Raw genomic sequence first — 13,371 nt, 5'->3', positions numbered from 1 at the left:
TAAATTTGACTTAAACGACGGCTGTTGGATAAGAGCCCAGCACCTTGAGGAAAGACGCACGTGTTTTGCAATCCTGCAAAGCAGCTTTCACTTTCGCGTCTGTTTGATGACCTTCAACATCCACGTAAAAGACATAATCCCATAAACCCTGTTTGGATGGGCGTGACTCGAATTTTGTCATGCTGACGCCATGCCGGGAAAGTGGCTCCAGCAACTCCAGCATCGCACCTGGTTTATTTTGTGTGGTCATGACAACAGAGGTTTTATCGCTTCCTGAAGGCGCAACTTCATGCCGGCCCAACACTAAAAAGCGCGTAGTATTTTTAGGGTCATCTTCAATATTTTCGGCTAAAATATTTAAATTGAATAGCTCTGCAGCACGCTTGCTGGCAATTGCAGCGGCAAAAGTATTATCACTTGAAACCAGGTTATGAATCATCTGCGCAGCAAATGCATTGCTGGTAACAGGCTCGCGTTGCGCGCGTGGCAATGTCTTGTTCAGCCATTCATGACATTGTGACAATGATTGGCTATGCGAAAATACATGTGAGATCTGGCTAATATCGGTCTGTTTTGAGAGTAAGCAATGGTGTATTGGCAAGGTGATTTCGCCACAGATTTTAAGTGGGCTGGCTAATAGTAAGTCCAGCGTTAAGCCAATTGCACCTTCGGTTGAATTCTCCACAGGTACTACACCGTAGTCGGCCTGTTCTGCCTCTAGCGTACGAAATACCTCGTCAATGCTCGCACATACTACCGCACTGCGCCCTAAACCAAACTGCTTTAATGCAGCCTCTTCACTATACGTACCAAGCGGCCCCAAAAACGCGATTGAAAGCTCCTTTTCTAAGGCACGACAATTCGACATCACACCGCGAAAAATATGGCTGACTGCTTCACTGGATAATGGGCCTTTATTGTTAGCTTGCAAACGGCGTAAAATCTGCGCTTCACGCTCTGGTCGGTAAATGACACCGTCATCTTTTAAGCCGCCGATAGCGTGCGCTAATGATGCCCGTTCATTAACAAGCTTTAAAATTTGCTCATCAATGGCATCAATCTGGTCTCTGTGTTGTTTTAACTGCTCGCTCATGTTTAATGTACTTTTTTATGCACGTTCAAACTGCTTCATATACTCAATCAATGCCCGCACACCTTCAATTGGCATAGCGTTATACATGCTGGCACGCATGCCACCAACAATCCGGTGACCTTTTAATTGCAGCAAACCTTGCGCTTCAGCCCCTTTTAAAAAAGCATCATTGCGTTTTTCATCCTGCAATCGGAACGGAATATTCATGCGTGAGCGATTATTCAGTGCGATGTTGTTGCTATAAAAATCACTATTATCTACATAATCATAAAAAAGTTTGGCTTTAGCAATATTTTTCTGCTCAATCGCAGCCACTCCGCCCTGCGCCAATAACCACTCAAATACCAAACCTGCAATATAGATGCCGTAAGTAGGCGGCGTATTAATCATGCTGTGATTTTCAGCCTGCGTTTTCCAATTAAATACCGCTGGTGTTAATGGGTTCGCTTTATCCAATAAATCTTCTCTTACAATCACAATACATAAACCGGCTGGGCCAATGTTCTTTTGCGCACCACCGTATATCACACCGTACTGACTCACATCAATCGGTCGTGACAAAATGTGTGAAGACATATCTGCCACAATCGGCACACCACTTGTATTTGGAATGCCATCGAACTCAACGCCGTGAATGGTTTCATTGGTGCAGATATGCACGTAAGCTGCGTCTTTATTCAATTGCCAGCTTGAAAAATCAGGCACACGCGTGAAACCATCCGCTTCGCTGCTCGCAGCAATATTAATGGTGCCGAATGCGCGCGCATCTTCCACACTGCGCTTGCTCCATGCGCCGGTAACGACATAATCCGCACTTTTACCAGCCAGCAAATTCAGCGGTATGATGGCATTTTCAGCAATCGCGCCGCCCTGCAAAAATAGCACTTTATAATTATTTGGAATACTTAATAACGTGCGTAAATCTGCTTCTGTTTTTTCTAAAATGCTGGTGAACTCTTTGCCTCGATGTGACATTTCCATCACACTCATGCCACTACCATGCCAATCCAGCATTTCGGCTTGAGCACGTTCCAACACAGGTTTTGGCAGTACTGCAGGGCCTGCAGAAAAGTTATAAATTTGCTTCATATTATTCTTAAATAAAATTATTATTCTGCAGCTGGCAACTCTTCATCTGTTTCAACAATTTTCTCAAGTCCAGATAATTTCTCACCTTCACCCAAGTTAATCAGCGTCACACCTTGTGTTGCACGGCCTAGTTCGCGAATTTCTTTCACACGGGTACGGATCAGCACGCCACCTGTGGTAATCAGCATGATTTCATCATCTTCATTCACCAGTTTTGCGGCGACAACTAAACCGTTACGCTCACTCACTGCAATCGCCTTAACGCCTTGTGTGCCACGTCCAGAATGACGGAAATCAGCCAGCACTGTGCGTTTTCCATAACCATTTTCAGTGGCAACCAACACTGTTTGCTGATCGTTATCAGCAATTAACAATGACAGTACCTGTTGTTTAGCCGCCAACTTCATGCCGCGTACACCGCGTGTTGCACGGCCCATTGGACGTACATCATCCTCACTGAACCACACCGCTTTACCGCCGTTAGATACCAGCACGATATCGTTTTTGCCGTTGGTGACTTCTGCACCGATCAAGTAGTCATCATCATCCAGGTTAATGGCGATAATGCCGGATTTACGTGGATTCGCGAATTCGCTTAATGCTGTTTTCTTTACGGTACCACGTGCGGTTGTCATGAAAATAAAGTGATTTTCATCAAACTCTTTTACCGCCAAAATCGCGTTGATTTTCTCACCCTCTTCAAGTGGGAATAGGTTCACAATTGGTTTGCCACGGCCAATGCGGCTGCCTTGCGGCACTTCGTATACTTTCAACCAATATACGCGACCACGGCTTGAGAAGCACAGAATGTAATCATGCGTATTCGCCACAAACATCTTGTCGATGAAGTCATCTTCTTTAGTCGGCGCAGCCTGTTTACCACGGCCACCACGACGTTGCGCGCGATATTCATCCAGCGGCTGCGATTTCACATAACCGGTATGTGATAGCGTGACCACTACATCTTGCGGTGTAATCAAATCTTCTAACGATAAATCTTGTGCATTTGCCACGATTTCACTACGACGTTTATCACCAAACTGCTTGCGAATTTCGGTTAACTCATCGGTAATAATCGCCGTCACGCGTGAGGCGTTCGCCAGAATATCTAATAAGTCGGCAATAATTTCCATCACCTCTTTGTATTCAATGACGATTTTGTCTTGCTCTAAACCAGTTAAGCGTTGCAGGCGCATTTGCAATATCTCTTGCGCTTGCACGTCACTTAATCGATAGCCATTCGGCGTTAAGCCAAAATCGACACTTAAACCTTCTGGGCGCGATGCTTCCATCGCGGCGCGTTTCAACATTTCTTCAACTACTGGCGATTGCCATACACGCGCCATTAAACCTACTTTAGCTTCCGGTGGCGTTGGTGCAGCTTTAATTAGCGCAATCATCTCATCCACATTTGCCAATGCAACAGCCAAACCTTCTAACACATGACCACGTGCGCGCGCTTTTTTCAGCTCAAACACGGTACGACGCGTCACTACTTCGCGACGATGGCGTAAAAACGCCTCCAGCATTTGTTTCAAGTTAAGTAAACGCGGCTGACCATCCAACAAAGCCACCATGTTCATGCCGAACGTATCTTGCAATTGCGTTTGTTTATACAGATTATTCAGTACGACTTCTGCAATCTCACCACGTTTCAGCTCAATCACCACGCGCATACCCGATTTATCGGACTCATCGCGCAAGTCAGAAATACCTTCGATTTTTTTCTCGTTAACTAATTCAGCGATTTTCTCAACAAAGGTTTTCTTGTTTACCTGGTACGGCAATTCGTCGACGATCAACATCTGACGACCACCACTTTTATCCATATCTTCTACGTGGGTGCGACCACGCATCACCACACGGCCACGGCCTGTGCGATAGCCTTCTTTAACACCCACCGTACCGTAAATAATACCTGCGGTTGGAAAATCTGGCGCCGGAACCAGTTCAATCAACTCTTCAACACCAGTCTCAGGATCTTTAAGTAACGCAAAACAGGCATCCAACACTTCATTGATGTTATGTGGCGGAATGTTGGTCGCCATACCCACAGCAATACCAGAGCTGCCGTTAATCAGCAGATTAGGAATGCGCGCCGGCATAATCAGTGGCTCGTGCTCGCTACCATCATAGTTAGGACCAAAGTCCACGGTTTCTTTGTCAATATCCGCTAACAGCTCGTGCGCGATTTTCGCCATACGGATTTCCGTATAGCGCATCGCCGCCGCATTATCGCCATCCACAGAACCGAAGTTACCCTGACCATCAACCAGCATATAACGCAAACTAAAATCCTGCGCCATACGAACAATCGTGTCGTATACCGCAGTATCGCCGTGTGGATGGTACTTACCAATCACATCGCCCACGATACGGGCTGATTTTTTATACGGCTTGTTATAGTCGTTGCTAAGTTCATGCATCGCAAATAAAACGCGGCGATGCACCGGTTTTAAACCATCACGTACATCAGGTAATGCACGTCCTACAATTACGCTCATTGCGTAATCCAGGTATGAACGGCGCATCTCATCTTCTAGGCTGATTGGTAGGGTTTCTTTAGCGAATTGATCCATTAGATTTTCCGTGAAATAAGCTTTTATGGTTGCCGTTTTATGGCTGCTTTTTAATTTTTAACTTTTCGATTTTAACACGATTAAGAAGCGTTATTACAGTCTTATTCACCACACTAAATTGATGGGGAATGCATCAAAACCCTGTAACATAAATTTATCTGACAACTTGGCTGACTGAGCGCTGTTAGCACAACTTAAAAACCATTGTGCTGTTTGAATATATCGATAACCATGGGCACAACGTAACTGACGTCCGCCAAACCCTTTGATATAGAAAATTGAAAGGCCACCAAAAGGCGACCTATATTGAAGGCAACTGTTCTGAGCAACTAAATATTGGTCTGCATAGATAGATTAAACCAGTGAAACAATTGCCTCAATTTCTATCAATACATCGCGCGGCAATTTGGCCACTTGTACCGTTGACCTTGCAGGTTTGTGGTCAGCAAATACTTCAGCATAAACATTATTCATTGGGACAAAATCATCCAGATTCTTTAGAAAAACTGTTGTTTTAACAACTTTGGATAGATTTGCGCCTGCTGCTTCAATCACTGCTTTTAAATTGGCTAACACTTGTGTTGTTTGCACGGCAATGTCGCCATTATTTAACGTGCCATCAGCACGTAGCGGAATTTGACCTGATGTAAATAACAAGTCGCCAATTACCATGGCTTGCGAATAAGGGCCGATTGCGGCTGGAGCATTCTGTGTTTGAATAATGTGCATATAAAACCTTTTAATAAATAATATTGCTGAATAATGCCACTTAAATAAATAAGCATTTATAAATAGCTACTTTACGATTAATTATTGAGTAAAAATTGTTTAATAATCTTAATTAACCACCTGAGTAACAAAATTGTACTCGTTTAACATTACAGAACAACTCGTAAGCAATTGTCCCAGCCGCTTTGGCGACTGCATTAGCCGATATTTGATCGCCCCATAACTCTACCTGGCTTCCAATCGCGGCTGTTGGCAAGTCCGTCAAATCGACAAATAACATATCCATCGATACGCGACCAATCAACTGTGTAAGCTTGCCATCTACAGCCACTGGTGCGGATATTTTGTTTTCACCCGTCGCCAGTCGTGGATAACCATCCGCATAACCGCAAGCCACAACACCAACTCTGGTATCACGTTCAGCCGTAAAAATACTGCCATAGCCAATCGATTCGCCCTTGTTGATTGTGCGTATTGAGATGATTTTAGATGTTAACTGCATGACTGGCAGTAACATTTGTTGCTCTTTAAAATATAATTTTGGCTCCGCTTGATTTTGCAAATGTGCATCTAATGGATGCGCGCCGTATAGCATGATACCTGGACGCGACCAATTAGCCTGCGCTTGCGGCCAACCCAGAATAGCAGCAGAGTTTGCCAAACTAGCCTCAAGCGAATGATTATCTGCATCAGTTAATTGACTACGGGGCAATTGATTAATAGTCTGCTGAAAAACGGCGACTTGCTGTTTTGTGTGTCCGGAACTTAAGTAATCGGCATTGGCGAAATGGCTCATATGGACGATTTTTGCAACATTTTTATGCTGATTTAGTCGTGCAAAAGCACTTACATAATCACTTGGCGAAAAACCAACTCTATGCATGCCAGTATCTAATTTAAGCCAGACATGAAGCGGCTTTGCGAGCTTAGATTCCAGCAATATATTCAGTTGCCATTCGGCATGCACCACAATCCACAAATCGTTGGCCACAATTTCTGGTAATTCTATCGCCTCAAAAAAACCTTCAAGCAACAAAATTGGATTTTTTATACCCGCTTGGCGCAGTTGCAAGGCCTCTTCCAAGCACGCTACCGCAAAACCGTCAGCTTCATTCGCAACCGCTTTAGCGCACTGCAAGGCACCGTGACCATAAGCATTAGCCTTGATAACGGCCAAGGCAGAGCCAGTATGCATTTGTTTAGCGACACGATAATTGTGCCTAAATGCATCTAAGCGAATATGTGCAATAGCTGGGCGAGACATAAAGTGAATTTAAAGATTTTTAAATGAAGATTTACTGAATAGTATTGTATTTTTAACACGGCATACAACGACATTAACAACTATTCAAATAAAAATTGAAGTATTACTGACTGAAGCTTATGGTTTAAAACCATATCGCTTTAAACTAATGGTGCGAAAGGAGAGACTCGAACTCTCACGCCTCACGGCGCTGGAACCTAAATCCAGTGCGTCTACCAATTCCGCCACTCTCGCAGGTGATTCCGATTCGTTGTTTAAGTATCCCTAAACAACGAAGATGCGTATTATATATGAATATCAACCGATTTGATAAGAGAAAGTCACTATCGCAGCACAAATAATTTTTGTGCTGAATTTTAAGTCGGTTGACAAGTAAGTATGACAAATTGCAAGATAGAAGTGAATTTAAAAGAGAGAATGATTTATGCAAAACACACAACAATCTGCCGAAAATAATATGTTACGTTCGGAATTAGAACTACTCATGAAAGAACGTGAGTCACTATTAATTATTGCTGGGGCAGCCACTGGTTTAATTGCCGAATTAAAAACGCATGATTTACCTATCCGCACCGTTGAAGCAGCAGATTTATTGGCAACAACGATTAATAAACTCTCTGAAGAAACGCTGCAAGATGCGCTTGGCGCAGTACATGCAACGATTGATGCTTAGGCTGAATCCACAATATTGATGTTATAAGTATTAACAATAAACGCATGATTAGCCGCTTAGCCTAATGCTTAATTTTGACATTGCGATGATATCCCCACAAAAAAAACAAGCCACCAATATTGCATTAACCATTTGTAGTTTGAGCATTTTTTGTGGGTTAATCAGCAGTTGTGCCACAGAAAAATATGTTGCAAAACCACTTGATCCACAAGTGGTTAACGCTAAAATTTCCAATAAAGATATTTCAAATACAGCATTCAACGCTTATTTAATCAAGCAAGGTTATTCCGCTGCAGACTTACCTTTTCAGTTTTGGGGTTTAAATGAGCTAACGCTTACTGCATTGTATTTCAACCCCAAGCTGGATGTCGCTAAAGCGCAATTAGCACTTGCAGATACAGCCATTGATACGGCAAATCAACGTCAAAATCCCACTTTAGGCGGTAGTCTGGATCGCAGCAATCAAGCCAATGAAGATATCAGCCCTTGGGCATATGGCTTAACTGTCGATATCTCTGTTGAAACTGCCAATAAACGTACAATACGTGTAGAAAATGCACAGCATCTTCGTGACGCGGCGGAGTTGGATGTGGCAGAAATCGCCTGGCAATTGCGTAGCCAAATTGCCAAAGACTTAATCGCTTATCATGAAAATATTGCCCTACAGCAGCAGTTAAGTCGTGAGTTAACTGCGCATAATGGCATTGTTAATATGCTTGAAAAACGTTTCACTTTGGGTTTGATTGATAGCTCAACACTCAATAATGCCAAGTTAATGCAGCAAAAAACACAAATTATGGCAAATACATTGCCAATGCAACTTATCGAGATTCGCGCTGCTTTAGCTGCGGATACTGGCTTAAGTATTGAGAAACTGAATGCGATGCCGATCAAACCGATGGATGTTGACGGAGTATTAACGCAACAATCCGAGTTATTAAATCAAGAAAATTTAAACCAGCCAAATTCAAATGAGCAAAACCAATTTAAAACATTGCAACAAAATGCCCTGTTAAATCGCCTGGATATTCGCCGTAGCTTAGCTAAATATGCCGCAGCAGAAGCAAAAATTAAATTAGAAGTTGCTAAACAAACACCCGATATTACTTTAACACCAGGTTATATGTTTGAATTTGGCGATAGAATTTGGTCGCTGGGATTTTCCAGCTTGCTCAATTTACTGAATAAAAATCAAACGCTAATCGCGGAAGCGACACAATTGCGTGAAGTGGAAGGTGCGCAATTTGAAGTACTGCAAACCAAAATTATTAGCGATTTAAATTTGGCATATGCGCAATTGACCACAGCATTGCAGAATATCCAGCAAACACAGTCGCAGGTTGACAATCAGGCGCAGCAACAGCGTCAGGTACAAAAACAATTAGATGTCGGATTAACGGATCGTTTGACGGTAACGCAGCAATCATTATCTTATTTATCGGCCGAACAGCAATTATTAAGCCTAAAGTTTAGTTGCTTAAGAACATTGGTTGTAATCGAAGATTTAATGCAACGGCCGATTTACGATGTACCAACCAACGCCATACTTAACACTCAAATTAGGGCGAAAAAATGAATAAGAAACAACTCACCATTATTATTGGCCTGCAAGCCTTATTAATTGTTTTATTATTTTGGACGGTTATTTACTACGCCAAAGATGAGTTTGCAACATTTCAGGAACAAGAAGAGGAAATTGAAGGCCCAAGCCGCGTTTCAACGGAAGAAGGTATTAATACCGTTACGCTGCCATTAGCCACACAACTGAATAGCGGCATTAAAACAGCCAAAATAGCCAGCACATCGTTTCATGGTGAAATTAAAAGTTTTGGCAACGTGGTTGCTATCGACCAATTACTTGAAGGCAAAGCAAGCTATTTAAACTTACAATCCAATCTCAAATTAGCGCATGTTGAAATGCTGCAAAAAGATCAGCAGTATCAACGCCTTAAGATACTAAATGCAGATGATAAAAATGTATCTGACCTAGCGCTGCAAGAAGCGGCAGCAGCAGTGGATGCCGATAAAGCAAATATAGCCGCAATTGAATTACAGCTTAAAAACTTACAAACCAATTTGAAATTACGTTGGGGAAACACGCTGGCACAAATAGCCTCTAGCGAGAAACTATCACCGCAACTGGCCAATTTAATTAATAAAAACAATGTATTAATACAAGTTAGCTTGCCACTCAATACACTCCCGCCAGTACAAGGCGCAATGGTTAACATCACGCCATTAACTGAATCATCTGCTCCAATTAAAGCAAGCTATATATCACCCGCGTCAACTAGCGACAGCATCGGTTTTGGTAATACTTTTTATTACAGCGCACCGGCTGATTCATTGCGCATAGGCATGCGTGTCAATGTGGAAGTGGAACCTGATGCTGACAATATCAGTAATGGCGTAGTCATACCCAGTAATGCCGTTGTTTGGTATGCAGGCAAGTCTTGGGCTTATTTTAAACAAGCGCCACTCACGCAAAATAATAATCTGGATAAATCCAGCTTATTTGTACGCAAACCGATTTCGACTGACACTGAAATTGATGCCGGCTGGTTTAATCAAGGTATAAAGCCAGGCACTGAAATCGTGGTGAGCGGCGCACAGTTGCTGCTATCTGAAGAATTCAAATATCTAATCAAAAATGAAAATGAGGATTGATATGCCAATATCAAACCAAATTCAAGTGAAAACCGATACGAAGAATCCGTGTTATTTTCTCACTAAAATAAAGATTAGCTTGCCATGATGTCGGCTTTAGTCCGTTTTTCCATCCGCTTTTATGGCGTCATTATCGGGCTTGCCAGCCTGATGGTTTTTTATGGCTTATACAGCTTAAACCGGGCTAATCTGGATGTTTTCCCTGAGTTTTCGCCTACACAAATCATCATTCAAACTGAGTCTCCCGGCTTATCGGCAGAATTAGTAGAAAGCTTAGTCACCCAGCCGATAGAAACCAGCATTGCTGGCACAGTCGGTGTGAAGGAGATGCGTTCGCAGTCCATTCCAGGTTTATCTATTGTCACGGTTATCTTTGATGAAGATGCCGGCACAGGTGCTGGTATGATTTATCAACATCGGCAAGTTGTTGCGGAACGCTTAAGCACACTGACCAACCAGCTCCCCAAGGGCATCACACCGAATATCACCCCGCTCACTTCATCGGCCAGCACGGTTTTAGGCTTTGGCGTTACTTCTGAAAAACGCAGCTTGATGGAATTACGTACCATTGTCGATTGGACCATTACACCGCATCTACTGGCAATTCCAGGCGTGGCTGATGTCAACGTTTTTGGTGGTGAAGTACGGCAATTTCAGGTACAGATTGATCCGGCAAAACTGGTGCAATATCGAATCAATATCAATGATGTATTGCTAGCCACACAAAAAGCGACAGGTGTCAGCGGTGCTGGTTACATCCAAAACAGCAATCAACGCCTGATTGTGAATACGGAAGGCCAAGCGACCACAGCCGCCACCTTAGCAAAAGCAACCTTGCTACACAAAAATGGCCACACCATTCATATAGGCGATATTGGCCGTGTAGTGGAAGGTGCTGCGCCTTCTATCAGCGCAGCAGCGATTAATCAGGAAACAGGCGTTTATCTATCGGTGCAAGGTCAACTAGGCGCCAATACGCACGCGGTAACTTTAGCCATTGAAGCCGCGTTGCAAGAGCTCAAACCAACATTAGCAGCAGAAAAAGTAATCTTGCATGAAGGTCTGTTTCGCCCTGCCAACTTTATTGAAACTGCCATTCAAGGGGTGCGTACCGATATTTTAATTGGCTCAGTTTTAGTCATCACGGTTTTGTTTTTGTTTTTGTTTAATGTACGTACGGCTTTTATATCAGCCACCGCCATCCCGTTATCATTACTCAGCGCCATTGTGGTATTGCATTATTTTAATATTGGTTTAAATATTATGGTATTGGGCGGCTTGGCAATTGCGCTGGGTGAGGTTGTAGATGATGCGATTATTGATACTGAAAATATTTTCAGGCGCTTACGTGAAAACCGCCTATTACCAAACCCGCAACCGATAGCAAAAGTCGTTTATCACGCATCGATGGAAGTACGCAGTTCTGTCGTTTATGCCACTGTGATTGTAGCGCTGGTGTTTGTACCTCTGCTCACTTTAGGTGGCGTGGCTGGCAAGCTATTTGCACCACTCGGCTATGCATATATCGCCGCCATTATGGCGTCGCTAGTAGTCGCATTAACATTAACACCCGCCCTATGCTACCTCATGCTCGGCAATGCCGAATTGTCTGCTGAAGACCCTCCCCTGATTAAAACCATCAAGCGCAGTTACGTCAAACTGCTGCTCAAAATAGAAAAGCAATACAAAATCATCCTCGCGCTTAGTTTTATATTGATTGCATTAGGTTTAGGCATTTTGCCTCTGTTTAAAAATCAATTTATCCCGGCATTGCATGAAGGCCATTTTATTATGCACATGACGGCTGTGCCCGGCACCTCAGAAACGGAATCATTAAGATTAGGCAAACAGGTTGCCAAGGTGATCGGTGAGATTCCAGGCGTTAAATCTGTGACGCAATGGGTTGGCCGTGCGCAAAATGGTGCTGACACTTTTGGCACACATTACAGCGAATTTGAAATTGAAATCGGCACCTTATCCGGTGAAGAACAAGACCGCATTCTGGCGGATATTCGTGAAGAACTGGCAGGCGACGCGACTGATGAAGACAACGATGGCAAAGCCGAAATTGGCTTTGTAGGCGTTAACTTTGCCATTAACACCTTTTTAACCGAACGCATCGAAGAAACCATTTCAGGTTATGCCGCATCCGTTGTCATCAATATTTATGGTAACGATTTAGACGCGCTAGACCGCGATGCACAAAAAATAGCCAGTGCCGTTTCCAGCATCAAAGGAGCCGAAGGTGTGATGGTGCAATCGCCACCTGGCACGCCACAAGCCGTTATCAGGCTGCGCCCGGATGCGCTATCACGTTGGGGCTTACAGCCTGTAGAAGTGCTGGAAATGATTCGCACCGCCTACGAAAGCGTGCCAATCGGGCAGATTTATCTTGGCAGTCGCGTGGTCGGTTTAAGCGTAGTGCTGGAAGAAGAGGCGCGCGATGATATCGGCGATATTAGTAATATTCCATTATTTAATCCAGATGGCAAATTATTACACTTAAAAGATATTGCCTTTATCAGTCAGGAAAACGGGCGCTCCAAAATTTTACATGCAGGCGCAAAACGTATTCAAACGGTTACGGCTAATGTAGAAGGACGCGATGTTGAAAGCTTTACCGATGAGTTAAAAAAACACATTAAAAATGATATTAACTTGAACACGGGCAATTATTTAGAATTTACAGGTGAAGCAGAAGCCAACGCCAAATCCCGTGAAGATTTAATTGTGCACTCACTACTTGCAGGCATGGCGATATTTCTAATGCTGTATATCGCGTTTGGTCGCCTACGGAATTTACTACTCACCTTTGTTAACCTGCCTTTCGCTTTAATCGGTGGCATACTGGCCGCCCTGTTTACCGGCGGTTGGATATCACTAGGCTCACTAGTAGGATTTGTCACCTTGTTCGGCATTACCCTGCGCAACAGCATTATGATGGTTTCGCATTTCCAACATTTGGTAGACGAAGAAAATTGCATATGGAACTTAGAAACCTGCATCCGCGGCGCATCCGAACGTTTGCCATCTGTACTCATGACAGCATTAGTGACCGCGCTGGGTTTATTGCCTTTGGCTATAGGCAGCGGTCAACCAGGACGTGAAATTGAAGGCCCAATGGCAACCATTATTGTCGGCGGCTTAATAACCTCTACAATATTGAATTTACTGATTCTGCCAGCGATTATGCTGCATTTCGGGCGCTTTGAAAGACGGCTTGAAAACAAGAGATTTGAATAGCCAAGCTTAAGCTAGAAATAGTGCCTAGATTATA

Annotated in this window: 9 protein-coding genes and 1 tRNA gene; 4 read left to right on the top strand and 6 right to left on the bottom strand. The window is 43.5% G+C overall.

The window, feature by feature from the left end:
- Positions 1–10: 10 nt before the first annotated feature.
- The 6 genes from pheA to K370_RS01260 all read right to left on the bottom strand — a co-directional run bounded on the left by pheA (position 11) and on the right by K370_RS01260 (position 6,988).
- On the bottom strand, positions 11–1,093 hold the full coding sequence (gene pheA / locus K370_RS01285; protein WP_047537257.1) for a prephenate dehydratase: 1,083 nt from the start codon (positions 1,091–1,093) through the stop codon (positions 11–13).
- 15 nt (positions 1,094–1,108) lie between these two features.
- Positions 1,109–2,182, bottom strand: a complete 1,074-nt coding sequence (serC, locus tag K370_RS01280) for a 3-phosphoserine/phosphohydroxythreonine transaminase (protein WP_047537254.1) — start codon at positions 2,180–2,182, stop codon at positions 1,109–1,111.
- A gap of 20 nt (positions 2,183–2,202) precedes the next feature.
- The gene (gene gyrA / locus K370_RS01275) at positions 2,203–4,761 is read right to left on the bottom strand and encodes a DNA gyrase subunit A (protein ID WP_047537252.1); all 2,559 of its coding nucleotides are present in this window, start codon (positions 4,759–4,761) and stop codon (positions 2,203–2,205) included.
- A 354-nt stretch (positions 4,762–5,115) separates the two neighbouring features.
- On the bottom strand, positions 5,116–5,490 hold the full coding sequence (locus tag K370_RS01270) for a RidA family protein (RefSeq protein WP_047537249.1): 375 nt from the start codon (positions 5,488–5,490) through the stop codon (positions 5,116–5,118).
- Between the two features lie 112 nt (positions 5,491–5,602).
- Entirely contained in the window at positions 5,603–6,754 is a 1,152-nt protein-coding gene (alr, locus tag K370_RS01265) for an alanine racemase (RefSeq protein WP_047537245.1), read from the bottom strand.
- 149 nt (positions 6,755–6,903) lie between these two features.
- Positions 6,904–6,988: transfer RNA gene (locus K370_RS01260), tRNA-Leu, on the bottom strand.
- Between the two features lie 190 nt (positions 6,989–7,178).
- Here K370_RS01260 and K370_RS01255 point away from each other — a divergent pair.
- The 4 genes from K370_RS01255 to K370_RS01240 all read left to right on the top strand — a co-directional run bounded on the left by K370_RS01255 (position 7,179) and on the right by K370_RS01240 (position 13,337).
- Complete coding sequence (locus K370_RS01255) at positions 7,179–7,427, top strand: hypothetical protein (RefSeq protein WP_047537242.1); 249 nt, start codon at positions 7,179–7,181, stop codon at positions 7,425–7,427.
- Between the two features lie 64 nt (positions 7,428–7,491).
- Positions 7,492–9,003, top strand: coding sequence for a TolC family protein (locus K370_RS01250; RefSeq protein ID WP_047537239.1), 1,512 nt, complete (start codon positions 7,492–7,494; stop codon positions 9,001–9,003).
- Positions 9,000–10,094, top strand: coding sequence for an efflux RND transporter periplasmic adaptor subunit (locus tag K370_RS01245; protein WP_047537236.1), 1,095 nt, complete (start codon positions 9,000–9,002; stop codon positions 10,092–10,094). The genes K370_RS01250 and K370_RS01245 overlap by 4 nt, the downstream gene beginning before the upstream one ends.
- Before the next feature lie 84 nt (positions 10,095–10,178).
- Entirely contained in the window at positions 10,179–13,337 is a 3,159-nt protein-coding gene (locus tag K370_RS01240) for an efflux RND transporter permease subunit (RefSeq protein WP_047537233.1), read from the top strand.
- The last annotated feature ends 34 nt before the right edge of the window (positions 13,338–13,371 follow it).

This window comes from Methylotenera versatilis 7 (assembly GCF_000799165.1).
GTDB classification, from domain to species: domain Bacteria; phylum Pseudomonadota; class Gammaproteobacteria; order Burkholderiales; family Methylophilaceae; genus Methylotenera_A; species Methylotenera_A versatilis_A.
The sequence above is the reverse complement of the archived record's forward strand: the minus strand, read 5'-3'. Positions and strand labels throughout refer to the sequence as shown.

Bases quoted from the DNA above. Each gene is read 5' to 3' on its own strand.
- alr (WP_047537245.1), bottom strand. From the start codon at position 6,754: ATGTCTCGCCCAGCTATTGCACATATTCGCTTAGATGCATTTAGGCAC.
- serC (WP_047537254.1), bottom strand. From the start codon at position 2,182: ATGAAGCAAATTTATAACTTTTCTGCAGGCCCTGCAGTACTGCCAAAA.
- K370_RS01250 (WP_047537239.1), top strand. From the start codon at position 7,492: ATGCTTAATTTTGACATTGCGATGATATCCCCACAAAAAAAACAAGCC.
- pheA (WP_047537257.1), bottom strand. From the start codon at position 1,093: ATGAGCGAGCAGTTAAAACAACACAGAGACCAGATTGATGCCATTGAT.
- K370_RS01240 (WP_047537233.1), top strand. From the start codon at position 10,179: ATGATGTCGGCTTTAGTCCGTTTTTCCATCCGCTTTTATGGCGTCATT.
- K370_RS01270 (WP_047537249.1), bottom strand. From the start codon at position 5,490: ATGCACATTATTCAAACACAGAATGCTCCAGCCGCAATCGGCCCTTAT.
- gyrA (WP_047537252.1), bottom strand. From the start codon at position 4,761: ATGGATCAATTCGCTAAAGAAACCCTACCAATCAGCCTAGAAGATGAG.
- K370_RS01245 (WP_047537236.1), top strand. From the start codon at position 9,000: ATGAATAAGAAACAACTCACCATTATTATTGGCCTGCAAGCCTTATTA.
- K370_RS01255 (WP_047537242.1), top strand. From the start codon at position 7,179: ATGCAAAACACACAACAATCTGCCGAAAATAATATGTTACGTTCGGAA.